The organism is Stenotrophomonas panacihumi, assembly GCF_001431645.1.
In the GTDB taxonomy this organism is placed as follows: Bacteria; Pseudomonadota; Gammaproteobacteria; order Xanthomonadales; family Xanthomonadaceae; genus Stenotrophomonas_A; species Stenotrophomonas_A panacihumi.
The window spans coordinates 31713-49265 of sequence record NZ_LLXU01000079.1; the positions used below are offsets into that span (position 1 = coordinate 31713).

The 17553-nt window shown below is 69.9% G+C and carries 13 protein-coding genes; 9 read left to right on the forward strand and 4 right to left on the reverse strand.

Annotated features, from left to right (window positions below; genetic code table 11):
• Nucleotides 1-55 precede the first annotated feature (55 nt).
• The 3 genes from ARC20_RS10105 to ARC20_RS10115 all read left to right on the forward strand — a co-directional run bounded on the left by ARC20_RS10105 (nt 56) and on the right by ARC20_RS10115 (nt 4653).
• On the forward strand, nt 56-1480 hold the full coding sequence (locus tag ARC20_RS10105) for a basic amino acid/polyamine antiporter (RefSeq protein ID WP_057646684.1): 1425 nt from the start codon (nt 56-58) through the stop codon (nt 1478-1480).
• Between the two features lie 18 nt (nt 1481-1498).
• Nucleotides 1499-2935 (forward strand): basic amino acid/polyamine antiporter, encoded by a 1437-nt coding sequence (locus tag ARC20_RS10110; RefSeq protein ID WP_057646686.1) that lies wholly within the window; start codon nt 1499-1501, stop codon nt 2933-2935.
• 86 nt (nt 2936-3021) lie between these two features.
• Nucleotides 3022-4653 (forward strand): alpha/beta hydrolase, encoded by a 1632-nt coding sequence (locus tag ARC20_RS10115; RefSeq protein ID WP_057646687.1) that lies wholly within the window; start codon nt 3022-3024, stop codon nt 4651-4653.
• Between the two features lie 22 nt (nt 4654-4675).
• Here ARC20_RS10115 and ARC20_RS10120 read toward each other — a convergent pair whose 3' ends face one another.
• The 4 genes from ARC20_RS10120 to ARC20_RS10135 form a co-directional block, all read right to left on the reverse strand.
• The gene (locus ARC20_RS10120; protein ID WP_081418141.1) at nt 4676-5329 is read right to left on the reverse strand and encodes a DUF4136 domain-containing protein; all 654 of its coding nucleotides are present in this window, start codon (nt 5327-5329) and stop codon (nt 4676-4678) included.
• A gap of 32 nt (nt 5330-5361) precedes the next feature.
• On the reverse strand, nt 5362-5925 hold the full coding sequence (locus tag ARC20_RS10125) for a TIGR00645 family protein (RefSeq protein WP_057646693.1): 564 nt from the start codon (nt 5923-5925) through the stop codon (nt 5362-5364).
• Nucleotides 5926-5992: 67 nt separating this feature from the next.
• Nucleotides 5993-6496 (reverse strand): DUF6491 family protein, encoded by a 504-nt coding sequence (locus ARC20_RS10130; RefSeq protein ID WP_057646695.1) that lies wholly within the window; start codon nt 6494-6496, stop codon nt 5993-5995.
• Nucleotides 6497-6543: 47 nt separating this feature from the next.
• Complete coding sequence (locus tag ARC20_RS10135) at nt 6544-7005, reverse strand: outer membrane lipoprotein (RefSeq protein WP_057646697.1); 462 nt, start codon at nt 7003-7005, stop codon at nt 6544-6546.
• 422 nt (nt 7006-7427) lie between these two features.
• Here ARC20_RS10135 and arcA point away from each other — a divergent pair, with 422 nt between their 5' ends.
• The 6 genes from arcA (at nt 7428) to ARC20_RS10165 (ending at nt 17378) form a co-directional block, all read left to right on the forward strand.
• Nucleotides 7428-8675, forward strand: a complete 1248-nt coding sequence (arcA, locus tag ARC20_RS10140) for an arginine deiminase (RefSeq protein ID WP_057646698.1) — start codon at nt 7428-7430, stop codon at nt 8673-8675.
• Between the two features lie 205 nt (nt 8676-8880).
• Complete coding sequence (locus ARC20_RS10145; protein ID WP_161809486.1) at nt 8881-9936, forward strand: efflux RND transporter periplasmic adaptor subunit; 1056 nt, start codon at nt 8881-8883, stop codon at nt 9934-9936.
• Entirely contained in the window at nt 9933-13055 is a 3123-nt protein-coding gene (locus ARC20_RS10150; protein WP_057646702.1) for a multidrug efflux RND transporter permease subunit, read from the forward strand. The genes ARC20_RS10145 and ARC20_RS10150 overlap by 4 nt, the downstream gene beginning before the upstream one ends.
• Nucleotides 13052-14461 carry an efflux transporter outer membrane subunit gene (locus tag ARC20_RS10155; RefSeq protein ID WP_057646704.1) on the forward strand — a complete coding sequence of 470 codons (1410 nt, stop codon included), beginning with the start codon at nt 13052-13054 and terminating at the stop codon, nt 14459-14461. Before ARC20_RS10150 ends, ARC20_RS10155 begins: the two co-directional genes overlap by 4 nt.
• Nucleotides 14462-14482: 21 nt before the next feature.
• Nucleotides 14483-15955 (forward strand): DcaP family trimeric outer membrane transporter, encoded by a 1473-nt coding sequence (locus ARC20_RS10160; RefSeq protein ID WP_057646705.1) that lies wholly within the window; start codon nt 14483-14485, stop codon nt 15953-15955.
• Nucleotides 15956-15965: 10 nt separating this feature from the next.
• A complete protein-coding gene (locus ARC20_RS10165) occupies nt 15966-17378 on the forward strand; it encodes a MipA/OmpV family protein (RefSeq protein ID WP_057646707.1) in 1413 nt (470 codons plus the stop codon).
• The last annotated feature ends 175 nt before the right edge of the window (nt 17379-17553 follow it).

Sequence of the window (17553 nt, forward strand, 5' to 3'; positions counted from 1 at the left end):
GTGACGGCATCGCCCATCATCCTGAACCGTCCGCAACGGCCAGGGAGCACCGACCATGTCGTCGAACGTGCAAACGATGTCGCGTACGCAGCTCACCGCGATGGTGGTGGGCGGCATGATCGGAGCCGGCATCTTCTCGCTGCCGCGCACGTTCGCCGGCGCCACCGGCCCGTTCGGCGCCATCATCGCCTGGCTGATCGCCGGCACCGGCATGTACATGCTGGCGCGGGTGTTCCAGTTCCTGGCCGAACGCAAGCCACAGCTCGACGCGGGCGTGTTCGCCTACGCCAAGGAAGGATTCGGTGACTACGCCGGCTTCCTGTCCGCCTTCGGCTACTGGATCGGCAGCTGCATCGGCAACGTCTCCTACTGGGTACTGATCAAGTCCACGCTGGGCGCGTTCTTTCCCGTCTTCGGCGATGGCAACACCGTGGTGGCCATCGCGGTGGCCTCGGTCGGCATCTGGCTGTTCCACTTCATGATCCTGCGCGGCGTGCAGCAGGCCGCGGCGATCAACAAGATCGTCACCATCGCCAAGGTCATCCCGATCCTGGTGTTCCTGGTCATCGTCGCGTTCGCGTTCAAGATGGACGTGTTCCGCTTCAACTTCTACGGCGGCGACCTGACCAACGGCGTCTTCGAACAGGTCAAGGCGACCATGCTGGTCACCGTGTTCGTGTTCCTCGGCATCGAAGGCGCCAGCGTGTATTCGCGCTATGCCCGCGAGCGCAAGGACGTCGGCTTCGCCACGATCAGCGGCTTCCTCATCGTCACCACGCTGATGGTGCTGGTGACGCTGCTGCCGTACGCGGTGCTGCCGCGCGCGGACATCGCCGGCATGCGGCAGCCTTCGATGGCGGCGCTGCTGGAAGCGGTGGTGGGCCATTGGGGCGCGATCTTCGTCAGCATCGGCCTGCTGGTCTCGGTGCTGGGCGCCTACCTGACCTGGTCACTGATCTGCGCCGAAGTGCTGTTCGCCGCCGCCCGCACCGGCGACATGCCGAAGGTATTCGCGCGCGAGAACGCCAACGGCGTGCCCTCGGCGGCGTTGTGGGCGACCAACATCGTGATCCAGCTCATCGTCATCAGCACCTACTGGTCGCGCGATGCGTTCTCGCTGATGCTCAACCTCACCAGCGCGATGTCGCTGATCCCGTTCCTGCTGGTGGCGGCCTACGGCTGGCAGATCACCCGCCGCGCCGAGGGCTACGATGCCGCCACCTCCGCGCGCAACCGCGACCTGGTGCTGGCGATCCTCGCCACGATCTACACGGTGTTCCTGCTCTACGCGGGCGGGGTGAAATTCATCGTGCTCTCGGCGGTGCTCTACGCGCCGGGCAGCCTGCTTTACTTCTGGGCGCGCCGCGAGCAGAACGCGCCGGTCTTCACCAAGGCCTCCGACGGCGTGGTGCTCGGGCTGGCGACGATCGGCCTGCTCGTCGGCATCTGGTGGATCGCCACCGGCTACATCGAGATCTGAGCCGGGCGACGCGCGCCCATGAGCTCGCTGGCCCCGAACAAGCAGCTCTCGCGGTTCGAGCTGACCGCGCTGGTGGTCGGCTCGATGATCGGTTCGGGCATCTTCGCGCTGCCCGCCGCGTTTGGTCGTACCACCGGGGTATACGGCGCGCTGGTCGCCTGGGCGATCGCCGGCGGCGGCATGCTGTGCCTGGCGCTGGTGTTCCAGTCGCTGTCGCGGCGCAAGCCGGCGCTGGATACCGGCATCTACGCCTATGCACGCGCCGGCTTCGGCGATTACGCCGGCGTGCTCTCCGCGCTGGGCTACTGGATCGGCTGCTGCCTGGCCGATGTCGCCTGCCTGATCCTGATCAAGGCCACCCTCGGGCAGTTCTTCCCGATCCTGGGCGATGGCTCGACCGCGGCGGCGATCGTGTCGGCCTCCCTGCTGCTGTGGGGTTTCCATTTCCTGATCCTGCGCGGCATCAAGCAGGCCGCGCTGCTCAATACCATCGCCACGGTGGCCAAGCTGGTGCCGCTGGCGGTGTTCCTGTTCGTGGTCGCGCGTGGCTTCCAGCGTGACGTGTTTGCCTGGAATGGCTGGGGCGGCGATACGCCCGGCACCGGCACGCTGTGGTCGCAGGTGCGCGGCACGCTGCTGGTGACGGTGTTCGTGTTCGTCGGCATCGAAGGCGCCAGCGTGTACTCGCGCTTCGCCCGCGACCGCCGCGACGTCGGCTTCGCCACCGTGCTCGGCTTCCTCGGCGTGCTGTGCCTGCTGGTGCTGGTGACGATCCTCTCCTACGGCATCCTGCTCCGCCCGGACCTGGCCGCGCTGCGCAACCCCTCCATGGCTGGCGTGATGGAGGCGGTGGTCGGGCCGTGGGGCAGGGTGTTCGTCAGCGTCGGCCTGCTGGTGTCGGTGCTGGGCAACTACCTGTCCTGGTCACTGCTCGCCGCCGAAGTGCTGCATTCGGCCGCCCTCAACGACGCCATGCCGCGCGGGTTGTCCCGGGAAAACGCGGCCGGCGTGCCCTCGGCGGCGTTGTGGCTCACCAACGGGGTGATCCAGGCCTTCCTGCTGGTCACCTGGTTCGCGGAATATGCCTTCACGCTGGCGCTGAAGATGACCAGCGCGATGACGCTGGTGCCGTACCTGCTGGTCGGCGCCTACCAGTTGAAGCTGGCCCTGCAGGGCGAAACTTTCCAGGGCGATCGCGCGGTGGTGCGGACGCGTGCCGGTGTCATCGCCGCGATCGCCACCGCCTACGCGCTGCTGATGCTGCTGGCCGGCGGCAGCCGCTACCTGCTGCTCTCGGCCCTGCTGTACGCCCCCGGCTCGGTGCTGTTCTTCCTGTGGCAGCGCGAACGCGGCGCCGCGCGGCTCAACCGCTACGAAGCGACCGCATGCGTCGTCCTGTGCGCCGCCGCGCTGTGGGCGCTGTGGGCCCTGGCCAGCGGACGCCTGCGGCTGTGAGCGCGGTGCAGCCACGGACGGGGCGATGGCGCCGGCTGGCGGCGAGCGCCCGCGCGCGCTTCGGTCGCCGGCCGTGCATCGCCGGCATGCTGCTGGCCACGCTGTTCTTCATCTGCTCGCTTTCGCCGAGCCTGATTCCCCGCGGCTCCATTGCGCAAGGCCTGCTCTCGGGCGTGTGCATGGCGGTGGGCTACGCGCTCGGCGCGGCGTTGCAGTGGCTGTGGACTTACCTGCAACTGCCGCGCGTGCTGCGCCATGCCCGCCTGCGTCATTGGCCCAGCATGCTGCTGGCGCTGTGCGCGGTGGCCGGCATCGCGACCCTGTGGCTGGCGCGGGCGTGGCAGAACTCGGTGCGCGCGGTGATGGAACTGCCGCCCATCGACGAGGCCTATTCGCTGCGGCTGCTGGTGGTGGCCGTGCTGACGTTGCTGGTCCTGCTGCTGCTGGGCCGCCTGTTCGCGTGGATCGCCGGCGGCGTGGGCCGGCGCGCGCAGCGCGTGCTGCCGCCACGTGTGGCCCGCGTGCTCGGCGTGGCCGCAGCCGCGTTGCTGTTCGTGCTGGTGACCGACGGCGTGATCCTGCGCGGCGCGCTGCACGCGGTGGATGCTTCGTTCCGGCAGGCCGATGCGCTGATCCCGCCCGACCGCGCGCCGCCCAAACTGCGGGGGCGCTCGGGCGGCCCCGGCTCGCTGCTGGCGTGGCCGGACCTGGGCCGCACCGGGCGCGACTTCGTCACCAATGGCCCCACCGTGGCCGACATCACCGCTTACGGCGGCGAAGCGATGACGCCGATCCGCGTCTACGTCGGCCTGCCGGCGGCGCAGGATGCCAATGCCCGCGCCCATCTGGCCTTGCAGGAACTCCAGCGCCAGGGCGGCTTCTCGCGTTCGATGCTGGTCATCATCACCCCGACCGGCACCGGCTGGGTCGACCCGGCCGCCATCGACAGCCTCGAATACCTGCAGCGCGGCGACGTCGCCAGCGTGGCGATCCAGTACTCCTACCTCTCCAGCCCGATGTCGCTGATGATCGAACCCGGCTACGGCGAGGAGAGTGCGCAGGCGTTGTTCCGCGAGGTCTACGGCTACTGGCGCACGCTGCCGAAGGCGAGCCGCCCCCGCTTGTACGTCCACGGCCTGAGCCTGGGCGCGATGAACTCCGAGCGCTCGATGGCGTGGTTCGAGCTGTTGGGCGACCCCATCGATGGCGCGCTGTGGAGCGGGCCGCCGTTCGAAAGCCGCCATTGGCGCAGCTTCACCGCGGCGCGCGATCCCGCCTCGCCGCAATGGCTGCCGCGGGTGGGCGACGGGCATTTCGTGCGTTTCATGAACCAGCACGGCTCGCCCGTGCCACGGGACGCGCCGTGGGGGCCGACACGGGTGGTGTACCTGCAATACGCCAGCGACGCGATCACCTTCTTCGACGCCCACGATGCATGGCGCCCCCCGGACTGGATGGCGCCGCCGCGCGCGTTCGACGTCTCGCCCTCGCTGCGCTGGTATCCGCTGGTCAGCATGTTCCAGCTCGCGCTGGACATGCTGCTGGCCGATGGCACGCCGATGGGCTACGGCCACGTGTTCGCGCCATCGCATTACATCAATGCGTGGCTGCAGGTCACCGGCGCGCGCGATTGGTCGCCAGCGCAGCTGGACGAACTGCGCCACCAGCTCGACGCCGAACGCAACGCGCAAATCGAGGCGAACCGGCGCGCCGACTGACGCGCGCCGGCGCCCGTGAAAATCAGCGGCTGCGCGCCGGCAGTTCGGCCAGGGTCTGCGCGGCAATCGCATCCAGCCGCGCCTGGCTGCCATCGCTGCGCCGCACGGTGCCGCGGTTGATGCCGCCCCACAGCACCTGCGCCGAATGCGGGTCGATGGCCTCGACCTGCAACGCACCTTCCACGTAGCTCACCCGGCGCATGTCCAGCGTCAGCGAGCCATCGTTGCCGGGCACCACCAGCTGCGAACAGCCGCTGCTGGTGCACTGGATGGCATTCATGCGCGTCGGCCCGCTGCCGCCGCCCTGCGCGGCGGGCACCATGCGCTCCTGGTCGCGCACGCCGACGCGGTAGGCGGCGAGCCAGTCGGCCTGCGCGGTGTCCTCCACGCGCTCGTAGCCCTTGGCGGCCAGCGCGCTGTCCATCGCGTTGCGCAAGCGCTGGCGGAACGCGGTATCGAGCACGCGCGGGTCGGCCTGCTCGGTGTATTCGGTCGGCATCGGCGCCCACGCGTAACGCGCGCCGGGCAACTGCGTGGCCGCCACCGTCACCTGCACGCCACCGCCCTGGGGCGCGCCCGCGCCGCCATCGCTGGCGCAGGCGGACAGGCCCGCGGCCAGCAGCGCGACGGCCATCAGGCGGGGAAGGGAAGAACGGCGTGGTGCGGCAGCATGCATGGTCGAAACTCCATCGGCGGGAAAAGGAGGCGTCACCGGCCCGTGGGCGGCGGCGACGCGGCAGGAGGGGACGGCGCGGAAGGCGTGCGCGGCGAGATGCGGTCGGAGATCGCCAACACCAGCGCCGACAGCATCAGCGTGCCGTGGATGATGGTCATCCAGATCAGCGTATAGCGGTTCATCGGCGCGCCTTCTTCCAGCTTCATGAAGATGCGCAGCAGCGCGATGGCGGAAATCGCGGTGATCGAGCCCATCAGCTTCATCTTCATCGCGCCGAAGTCCACCGTGCCCATCCACGAGGGGCGCTTCTCCTCGCCGGACTCGATGCGCGCCACGAAGTTCTCGTAGCCGGCGAGGGTGACGATCAGCAGCAGGTTGGCCACCAGCGAGAGGTCGATCAACGCTAGCGCCATCAGGATCACGCTGGTGGGCGTGAGCTCCAGCAGGTGCGCCAGGTGCCAGAACAGTTCGCGCAGGAACACGAACAGCAGCGCGACCAGTGCCAGCACCAGCCCGAAGTAGAACGGCGCCATGACCCAGCGCGCATCGAACAGGCTGCGCGAGAGGAAGCGGTTGAGCCAGGTGCCGGCGGTCATCGCGCGCACGCCGATGGCGGCCGCGGCGAGCCGCGCGCGCAGGCAGGGCGGCGTGCGCGCGCCCGGCTCAAGGCATGCCGCCCGTATCGGCGCCGCCTTCCTCCGGCTCCGGCTGCACGTCCTGCGGTCGATCGGTGAACTGCGCCTCGCGGATCTCGCGCTTGGCCTCGCGCAGCGCCTGCCCGTCGAGCGGGCGGATGCGGCTGATGCGGCAGCCGGGGGATACCGGGCTGATCGTGCCGGGCGTGCGCAGGATCACGCTGTCGAAACGTGCCGAGACCGTGCCGAACTGGTTGGTGATGCTGATGCCCTGCGCGGTGGACAGGCCGCTGCAGCGGGTGCGGAATTCCAGCAGGTGGCCGCGGCTGGGGCTGCTCCACAGCGCCATCGCCTGGTCGCCCAGCGGCGTCCAGTCGCTGCGTCGCACCATGCGGTTGAGCTGCAGCGAAGGCACCGGCGCGCCGGCATGTTGCTGGTACAGCGCCAGGCGCTGGTCCGGCGTCATCGTGGCGGTATGCGCGCAGCCCGCCAGCAACATGGCGAGCACGCTCAGGGCAATGACCTGGCGCATGTCGAACTCCTTGTGCGTGGCGCCGCCGTGCAGGCCGGCGTCGGGATTCAGCGGGTGACGCGGGTGGTCACGCCGTCGCTGGCCACCTGCACGCGGTCGCCCACGCGGAAGTCATTGGGCTGGCCATCCTGGGTCACGGCGATGGTGCGGCCGGACTGGTCCAGGCGCACGGTCACTTCCACGCCGGCGCGTGCGGAGCGCGACATCGCGTTGCCCGCCGCGCCGCCCGCCACCGCACCGGCCACCGCGCCGGCCGCATTGGCGCGGCTGCTGCCGCCGATGGTGCTGCCGGCGATGCCGCCCAGCACCGCGCCGGTGGCGGTACCCACGCCGCGCGAGTCGTTCTGGATCGTGACCTGGCGTACCGCTTCGACCACGCCCCATTCCACGCTCTGGGCACGGCCGACTTCGGAACGGTTGAAGGTAGTGGGGGTGGTGTGGGTCGCGCAGCCGGCCATCGTGGCCAGCACGAGCAAGCCTGCCGCGCCCGCAAGATGCTTGGTGCTCATCGAGGTTTCTCCCAACGCATGTGGATGGATGAGACGATTCGCCCCCGGCAGCCATGCCCCCTGCATCCGCCGGCAAGACGCACTAACGCCTTCGCGCGTCAAACCAACGTGAAGCCGAATCTGCCGAATTTGCGTCAAGGATTCTTCACGATGCGGTGACATCGGCCGCATTTACTCTCGGTTCACTCCGTCGCCCGCGGCGCACACGCGCCGCCCTCGACATCGCGACCACGCAAGGCCGAGCTCTCGCCGCGATGCGCGTTGCATCGCAATGAATGGAAACGCCGGGGAACCACCCATGCCTTCCTTCAGCTGCCCGCCGCGCCAGGCGCTTTCCCGCCGACGCTCGCCCGCCTGAGAAATCCCCGCGTTCCGCCCTTCCGGCGGCGCCACCGCCGGCTCCCTCCAGGAGATCGCGTCCCATGTCCAGCCCACAGAAATATGGCGTCCATTCCGAGGTAGGCCAGCTGCGCAAGGTGATGGTCTGCGCGCCCGGCCTGGCGCACACGCGCCTGACGCCACGCAACAAGGACGAGTTGCTGTTCGACGACATCATGTGGGTGGACAACGCCAAGCGCGACCACTTCGACTTCATGGCCAAGATGCGCGACCGCGGCGTGGAAGTGCTGGAGATGCACAACCTGCTGGCCGAGACAATGGCCATTCCCGAGGCGCGCGCCTGGGTGCTCGACCACCAGGTCAACGCCAACGAAGTCGGCCTGGAGTTCATGCGAGAAGTGCGCGCCTACCTGGAGAGCCTCGCCCCGCGCGACCTGGCCGAGATCCTGATCGGCGGCCTGAGCGCGCGCGAGCTGCCGGACGATTTCTCCAGCAGCATCCTGTCGGTGGCGCGTGAACACCCGGACATCGTCGGCTACCTGCTGCCGCCGTTGCCGAACACCCTCTACACCCGCGACACCACCTGCTGGATCTACGAGGGCGTGACCCTCAACCCGCTGTACTGGCCGGCGCGGCACGAGGAAACCATCCTCACCACCTGCATCTACAAATTCCACCCGGATTTCGCCAACGCCGGTTTCCCCATCTGGTACGGCGATCCGACCCAGGACCACGGCAACGCCACGCTGGAAGGCGGCGACGTGATGCCGGCCGGCAACGGCGTGGTGCTGGTCGGCATGAGCGAGCGCACCTCGCGCACCGCGATCACCCAGCTGGCGCAATCGCTGTTCAAGCAGAACGGCGCCAAGCGCGTGATCGCCGCCTCGATGCCGCGGCTGCGTTCGGCGATGCACCTGGATACGGTGTTCACCTTCGCCGACCGCGACGTGGCCACGATCTACAGCGGCATCGTCGACCAGATCAAGCCGATCTCGCTGTATCCCAGCGACAAGGCGCCGGGCTTCGAGGTGGTGTTCGAGGACAAGCACTTCACCGACGTGGTGGCCGAAGCGCTGGGCCTGAAGAAGCTGCGCCTGGTGGAATCGGACGAGTACTACGGCGCCGAGCGCTCGCAGTGGAACAGCGGCAACAACCTGGTGGCGCTGTCGCCGGGCGTGGTGGTGGCCTACGACCGCAATACCTCCACCAACACCGCGCTGCGCAAGGAAGGCATCGAGGTCATCACCATCGTCGGCGCCGAACTCGGGCGCGGGCGCGGCGGTGGCCACTGCATGACCTGTCCGCTGGTGCGCGACGCCGTGGACTTCTGAGGACCCGGGCGTTCCCGGCACGGCCTGCCGGGAACGTCGCAGCGGGGGCATGGGCCGGGTTCGGCGGCCGCTTTGGGGGAAGCGGCGAGGGCAGCCGGAGGCATCAAGGATGCGTACCAGGCAACGGATGGGGTGGCTGTGGCTCGGCTGCGCGTTGGCGTCGCTGGGCGGATGCGGGGGCGATACAGGACCGAACGCGGCCGCCATGCCGCCCACGGTGGTGACCGTCGAGGAAGTCCACGCGGCGGCCGTGCCCAACCTGGTGGAGTTGCCCGGCCGCGTGGAAGCGGTGCGCATGGCGCAGGTGCGCGCGCGCGCCGATGGCATCGTCGAGCGCCAGCTGTATGTCGAAGGCACGGATGTGGCCGCCGGCACGCCGCTGTTCCAGATCGACCCGCGCGACCTGCAGGCCCGCCTGCAGCAGGCGCGTGCATCGCTGGCGTCGGCCCGCGCGGCGCGAGGGCAAACCGCCAGCCTGCGTGCGCGACTGTCCACGCTGGTGCAGCGCAAGGCGGTCAGCGTGCAGGAATACGAATCGGCGCAGGCCTCGTTCCAGCAGGCCGATGCCGCATTGCTTGAAGCGCAGGCCGCGGTGGATCGCGCGCAGCTGCAGCTCGACCACGCCACCGTGCGCGCGCCCATCGCCGGCCGCGTGGGCCGCGCGGCGGTCAGTGAAGGCGCGCTGGTCAGCGCCGCCTCGGCCACGTTGATGACCCAGGTCGACCAGCTCGACCCGGTCTACGTGGTGTTCCAGCCCTCCAATGCCGCCTTTACCGAGCTGGAGCGCGGCATCGAGGCCGGCCGCATCACGCTCGGCGACGGCAAGCACATTGGCGTGACCGTGCTCGACGATGACGGCACGCCGCTGCCGGTCCAAGGCGTGGTCGATTTCACCGAGAAGGCCGTGGATCCGTCCACCGGCAGCCGCACGCTGCGCGCCTCTTTCGACAACACCCCGCGACGCCTGCTGCCCGGCCAGTTCGTGCGCGGCATCCTGGCCGTCGGCACGGTGCGCGACGGCATCAGCCTGCCCGAGCGCGCCATCAGCATCGCCGAGGACGAGGCCAGCGTGATGACCGTCAACGCCGACGGCGTGGCGATGCGCCAGCCGGTGACGCTGGCCGGGCAGGCCGAAGGACGCTGGGTGGTGCAGTCCGGCCTCAAACCCGGCCAGAAGGTGATCGTGGACGGCTGGCACAAGGTGCAGCCGGGCCAGCATGTGCAGGCGCGCGCGGCGCAGGCGGCGGCGCCGGCCCCATGAGTGGCTTCTTCGTCTATCGGCCGGTGCTGGCCTGGGTGGTGGCGCTGTTCGCGCTGCTGTTCGGCGGCATCGCGCTGCATTCGCTGCCGGTGGAGCAGTACCCCGATGTCGCGCCGCCTTCGTTGAGCATCGCCGCCACCTTCGTCGGCGCCGACGCGCAGACGGTGGACCGCACCGTGACCTCGGTGATCGAGAACGAACTCAACGGCGTGGACGATTTCCTGTTCATGACCTCCACCAGCCGCGCCAACGGCACCGCGCAGATCCGCGTGACCTTCCGCAGCGGCACCGACCTGGACCGCGCGCGTTCGCAGGTGCAGGACCGCCTGGCGCGGGTGGAGCCGCGGCTGCCGGAAGAAGTGCGGCAGATGGGCGTGCACGTCACCCAGTCCTCCACCGGCTTCCTGATGCTGATTGCCCTGCAATCGCAGGGCGGGCAGCGCAACGCGCTGGAACTGGGCGACTTCGCCGCGCGCAACATCGCCGACGAACTGCGCCGGCTGCCCGGCGTGGGCGATGTCTCGCTGTTCGGTTCCGGCTATGCGATGCGCATCTGGCTGGACCGCGAAAAGCTCGTCAGCTTCGGGCTGAGCCCGGCCGAGGTGATGGCCGCCATCCGCGAGCAGAACGCGCAGACCGCCGGCGGCGGCCTCGGCCTGCAACCGGTGGCGCCGGGCACCGAGACCACCGCGCAGATCGTCACCCGCGGCCGCTTCAGCAGCGCGGCGCAATTCCGCCAGATCATCGTGCGCGCCACCCCGGACGGCGCGACGGTGCGCCTGGGCGACATCGCGCGGGTGGAACTCGGCAACGACACCTACGCCTTCAACCTCACCCTCAACGGCGAAGAGGCCGCCGGCCTGGCCGTGTCGCTGAGCAGCGGCGCCAACGCGCTGGCCACCGCGCGGCTGGTGCGCGAGCGCCTGGAATCGCTGCAGGCCACGTTCCCGCCCGACGTGCGCTGGAGCACCCCGTTCGACACCACGCCGTTCATCACCGAATCGGTCAGTGGCGTGGTGCGCACGATGATCGAGGCGATGGTGATGGTCTCCATCGTGGTGCTGCTGTTCCTGCAGAGCTGGCGCGCGATGCTGCTGCCCACGCTGGTGGTGCCGATCTCGCTGGTCGGCACCTGCCTGGGCCTGCTGGCCTTCGGCATGTCGATCAACCTGCTGTCGCTGTTCGCGATGGTGGTGGCGATCGGCATCCTCAACGACGATGCCATCGTGATCGTCGAGAACGTCGAGCGGATCATGCGCGAGGACGGGCTGGAAGCGCGTCCGGCCACCGCCAAGGCGATGGGCCAGCTGAGCGGGGCGATCATCGCCACCAGCATGGTGCTGTGGGCGGTGTTCGTGCCGATGGGGTTCTTCCCCGGCTCGGCCGGTGGCATCTACCGCCAGTTCGCGGTCACGCTGAGCGTGTCGCTGGGCGTATCGACGATCCTCTCGCTGACCCTGGCCCCGGCGATATGCGGCGCCACGCTGCGCCCGCACGACCCGGCCGCGCCCGGCCCGGGGCGGCGCCTGTTCGGCGCGATCAACCGGGCGCTGGAAAAGAGCAGCCGCTTCTATGCCGATGGCGTCGGCAAGCTGCTGAAGCGGCCGTGGCTGTGGGTGGGCGTGTTCGTCGCCGCCGTGCTGCTGACCGGCCTGCTCTACGCGCGGCTGCCCGGCGGTTTCCTGCCGGAAGAAGACCAGGGCTACCTGTTCGTGGCCTACAACGGCGCGCCCGGCGCCACCGTGGCGCGCACGCGCGAGGCGGTGCGGCAGGCCGAGGCGATCCTGCGCCAGCAGCCGGAGGTGCGCAACGTCGCCACCGTGGTCGGTTTCAGTTTCTTCGGCCAAGGCCAGAACGTCGGCATGTCGTTCGTGGATCTCAAGCCCTGGGCCGAACGCGGTGGCGCGGCGCACGGCGCCACCGCGCTGGCGCGGCGCATGAACGGGGCGATGCTCGGCATTCCGCAGGCGCAGGTATTCGTGCTCAACCCGCCGGCGATCCAGGCATTGGGCAATGCCTCCGGCTTCACGATGAAGATCGAGGACCGCGGCGGCGCGGGCGAGCGCGCCCTGCAGGCCACCGCGATGGCCCTGGCGCAGCGCGCCGCCGCCAGCGACCAGGTGGCCGGCGTGCGCCCGGAAGGCATGCCGCGCGCGCCGCAGTTGTTCGTGGACATCGACCGCACCCAGGCGCGCGCGCTCGGCGTGCCGCTGGGGCAGGTCAACCAGGCGCTGGGCGTGATGTTCGGTTCGGCCTACGTCAACGACTTCGTCCACCAGGGCAACGTCGCGCGCGTGTTCGTGCAGGGCGAAGCCGCCCAGCGCATGCGCGCCGAGGACGTGGCCGACCTGCGCGTCATCGGCAGCAGCGGGCAATCGGTACCGTTCTCGGCGTTCGCGCGCACGCACTGGACGGTGGGCGAGCAGCAGGTGGAACGCTACAACGGCTTCCTTTCCGCCACGGTGTCCGGGCAGGCGGCGCCGGGGGTCTCCAGCGGCGCGGCGCTGCGCGAGATGGAACGGCTTGCCGCCGAGGTGTTGCCGCCGGGCATGCGCTTCGAGTGGACCGGCACCGCGCGCGAGGAGCAGGAGGCGGCCGGGCAGGTAGGCCTGCTGCTGGGGCTGGCGCTGCTGGTGGCGTTCCTGCTGCTGGCCGCGTTGTACGAAAGCTGGACCACGCCGGTGGCGGTGTTGCTGGCGGTGCCGTTCGGCATCCTCGGCGCGGTGGTGTTCACCGGCGCGCGCGGGATGTCGGCCGACGTGTACTTCAACGTCGGGCTGGTCACCATCATCGGCCTGGCCGCGAAGAACGCGATCCTGATCGTGCAGTTCGGCCTGGACGAGGAAGCGCGTGGCGTGCCGACCGACCAGGCCATCCTCGCCGCCGCGCACCAGCGCCTGCGGCCGATCCTGATGACCAGCCTGACCTTCATCGTCGGCATGCTGCCGCTGGTGTTCGCCGTCGGCGCGGGCGCGGCGAGCCGGCAGGCGGTGGGCACCGGCGTGCTCGGCAGCATGTTCACCGCCACGTTGTTCGGCATCTTCTATACGCCGTTGTTCTACTACCTGCTGCGTCGCCGGGCCGGCGCGCGCACGCCACCGCCGCAGGCCGCGCCATGAAGCGCGCATGCCTGGTGCTGGCGGGCGGGCTGTTGGCCGGTTGCAACCTGGCGCCGACCTACGCGCCGCCGCCGCCGGATGTTCCCCCGCGGTTTCCCGCCGCGACGGGCGATGCCACGCAGGCCGGCAAGGCCGCCACCGAGATCGAATGGCAGGCGTTCTTCCAGGACCCGGTGCTGCGCGGGCTCATCGCGCAGGCGCTGGAGAACAATCGCGATCTCGGTGCCGCCACCGCGCGCATCGAACAGGCGCGTGCGCAGTTCCGCATCCAGCGCAGCGAGCGCCTGCCGGGGCTCGAAGCAGGCGCCTCCGCGCAGCGGCTGCGCACGCCCGTCAGCGTGGCCGATGGTGCAACGCGCGTCACCGTGGACAGCTACGCGGTGCAGGTCGGCATTCCCACCTTCGAGCTGGATTTCTGGGGCCGCGTGGCCAACCTCACCGAATCGGCGCGGCGCCAGTACCTGGCCACGGTGGAGGCGCAGCAGGCGTTCCGGCTGTCGCTCATCGCCAACGTCGCGGCCAGCTACTACGCGCTGCGTGCGAGCGAGGAGGGCATCGTGCTGGCGCAGCGCTCGCTCGACAGCCGCAAGGAAACGCTGGAACTGGCGCAGCTGCGGATGGACGTGGGGCTCACCTCTTCGGTGGATTACCACCAGTCCTACGCGCTGGTGACGCAGGCGCAGACCCAGCTGGCGCAGTTGCAGCGCAGCCGCGAGCTCGCCCAGCACCTGCTGCAATGGCTGGTCGGCGTGGCGCTGCCCGATCCGCTGCCGCCGGGCCTGCCATTGGGCGACGAGCATCAGCTGGCCGCGCTCGATCCCGGCCTGCCGTCGGCCCTGCTGCAAGACCGCCCCGACATCCGCATGGCCGAGCACCGGTTGCTGGCGGCCAATGCCAACATCGGCGCGGCGCGGGCGCTGTATTTCCCGATCATCGGGCTGACCGGCAGCGGCGGTTACGCCTCGTCCGAACTCTCCGGGCTGGTGTCGGACAGCCACAAGGTCTGGTCCTTCGGTGCCGGCGCGGTGCTGCCGCTGCTGGACTGGGGCCGGCGGCGCGCGCGCGTGGACCAGGCGCGCGGCGAGCGCGACGAACGCGAGATGGCCTACCAGTCCACCGTGCAGAACGCCTTCCGCGAAGTGGCCGACGGGCTCAGCGCGGCGCAACGCAATGCCGAACAGATCGCCGCGCAGCAACAGGCCGTGGCGGTGCAGGGCGCGTTGGTCGCCACCGCGCAGGACCGCTACGAAGTCGGCCTGACGCCGTATCTCGAAGTGCTGGATGCCGAACGCAACCGCTTTTCCGCCGAACAGGCCCTGCTGCAGCTGCGTGCCGGGGCACTGCAGGACCGCGTCAATCTCTACACCGCGCTGGGCGGCGGCGACCTGCCGCGTCCGGCCGAATGAACCCTCGCAGGAGATTCCCTCATGCCGATGTCCCTGCCGATCCGAACCCTCAGCGTCGCCATCGCCCTCGCGCTGCCCGCCATGGCCCACGCGCAGGCCACCGATGCGCAGCGCGACGCGGAAATCGCCCGCCTGCGGCAGACCGTGGACAACCTGATGCAGCGCATCGAGGTGCTGGAATCCGAACGCGGCACGCCTGCGCCAGCACCGGTCGCGACGGGCGCGGGCAGCACGCCGCCCGCCACGCCGCCCGCGACCACCGCCGCTCCACCACCGGCGCCCACGGCGCCCGTCGCGTCGGCGCCCATCGCCTCGTTGGCCACGCTCGGCGTCGAAGCCTCGCCCTTGCCCGCGCACACGCCGTTCGACGAGGACGACCAGGCCGGCGGCCGCGTCGACAACGAAGCGCCGCCCGGCGACAACCTCGAAGGCTTCTTCGCCATCCCCGGCACCACCACCTGGCTGCGCCTGAGCGGCTACGCCAAGCTCGACGCGATGATGGACGACGACGACGCGGGCGACAGCGACCAGTTCATCACCTCCGACATCCCGGTCGGCGACCAGCGCGGCGATGCACGCTTCAACATGCACGCGCGGCAGACCCGCTTCACGATGGAAGCGCGGCGCGAGACCAGCGCCGGCCAGCTGCGCTTCCTGCTGCAGAACGACTTCTTCGGTTCCGGCGGCAGCTACGGCTACCGCCTGCGCCATGCATGGGGGCAGTTGGGCAACACCTACGCCGGCTTCGGCTGGTCGGCCTTCATGGACCTGGATTCGGGCCCGGACACGCTGGACTTCGCCGGCCCCGGCGCCTCGCCCTCCGCGCGCCTGGCCAGCATCCGGCAATACTTCCCGCTGCGCGGCGGCAACCAGATCATCCTGGCCGCCGAACACCGCAGTGGCGAAATCCGGTTCGACGACCCGGACGGCCGCGAGCGCACCGCCGCGCCCAACCTCGTGCTGGCCGCGCGCCACGAGGCCGACTGGGGCAACGTGCAGCTCGCCGGCCTGCTGCGCTACCTGAGCTACGACGCACCCGGCGGCAGCGACAGCGCCGTGGCCGGCGGCGCGGCGCTCACCGGCAGCTGGGGCGCGGAAAGCGGCGATTACTTCGTCTATGGCGTGATCGGCGGGCAGGGCATCGCCGCGTATGTCGGCGACCTCGGCGGGCTGGACCTCGATGCGGTGGTCGATGCGCGCGGCCAGCTGGACACGCTGCAGGAGTGGGGCGGCTGGGTGGGCTACACGCACCTGTGGAACAGCCGCTGGCGCTCGACGCTCACCTACAGCCGCCTGTACCTCGAACGCGATGCGCTGCTCGCGGCCAGTGCGTTCCGGCGCAGCGACTACGCTGCCGCCAACCTGGTGTGGGAACCGGCGCCGAGCTGGAGCTGGGGCGTGGAGCTGCTGTACGGAAAGTTGCAGCAGCAGGATGGCGAGTCCGGCGATGCGATGCGCCTGCAGACCTCGCTCAAGTACGACTTCATCAAGTGAGGGAACCGCGATGACACGTCCCTGTTCCCGTTCGCCCCTCGCGCTCGCCACGGGCGTGCTGTGCACGGCGCTGCTCGCCTGCATGGCGCCGCCGGCCCACGCGCAGGACGCCATGCTCGGCAACCTGCTCGAAGACCCCGGCAGCGGCGCGGCCGGGCTGGGCTTCCTCGGCCGCATCGAGAGTTCCCCGTATCGCGGCGCCGACCCGCGCGTGGACCTGATGCCGCTGTATCTCTACGAGGGCGAGCGCTTCTTCCTGCGCTCCAATACCGCCGGCGTGCGCGTCACCGGCGACCATGCCGCCGGGCTGGAACTGTTCGTCGAGCGCCGTCTGGAAGGCTTTCCCGAAGACGAAACCCCGGACGTGCTCGAAGGCATGGAGACGCGCAACAGCGAGGCCGACCTCGGCGCGCGCTACTACGGCGAATCCGGCCCGCACCATTGGGATGCCAGCGTTCGCCAGGACATCTCCAGCACCTCGCACGGCACCGAACTGCGCGGCTCCTATGGCTACCTGTGGCAGGACGATCGCTGGAGCGTGCAGCCCGTGCTCACCGCGGCGTGGCGCAGCAGCAAGCTCAACGACTACTACTACGGCGTGCCGGCGGCCGATGCCACACCGGACCGTGCCGCGTACTCGGCCGGTTCCGGCTTCAACCTCACCGCCGCGCTGTATGCGCGCTACCGCATCTTCCAGCACTGGAGCCTGCTCGGCGGCGTGTTCGTCACCGGCTATTCCAGCGAGATCCGCGACAGCCCGGTGGTGGACGAGAACGTGCAGTGGGGCGCGATGCTCGGCGCCGCCTACGACTTCGGCAACGGGCAGGTGCGCTGGGACGACGAGCACGTGCCCACCTACGTCAAGCTGTTCTACGGCCGCGATACCGGCGAAGGCTGCCACCTGATCCGGATCATGACCTTCAAGTGCGCCAGCTTCAACGACGAGGACGCCACCGACATCTGGGGCATCCACGTCGGTCGCCCGTTCGTGTCGCGGCTCAACGGCTGGCCGCTGGACCTGGTCGGCTACGCCGGCATCGTGCGCCACCTGGAAAAGGGCTATCAGCGCGATGCCTGGCAGATCGACGCCTACATGAAAGGCTACTACTACGGCTTCCCCTGGTCGCACCGGGTGATGACGCGCATCGGCTTCGGTTTCGGCCTGTCCTACGCCGAGCGCGTGCCGTATGCCGAAGTGGTTTCGCAGGCGCGGCGCGAGCGCAACACCTCCAAGCTGCTCAACTACCTGGATCCGAGCATCGACATCAGCCTCGGCGACCTGTTCGGCAGCGAGCGCTGGCACGAGCTGTATTTCGGCTTCGGCGTCTCGCACCGCTCCGGGATCTTCGGCACCGCGCAGATGCTGGGCACGGTCGATGGCGGTTCCAACTACCTCTATGCGTATGTCGAAGCAGCGCTGTGAGCGCCGGCTTCGCGTCCTGTCCGTCACTGCTTGAGCCGGAGCCACCATGAACACCGCATATCGAAACGTCGTTGCCGGAATGCGCCTGGGCACGCTGCTGCTGGTCGCGCTGGGGATGGGGGCTTGCGGCGGAAGCGGCAGCGGCGATCCTTCGCCGTTCCCCACCGCCAACGCC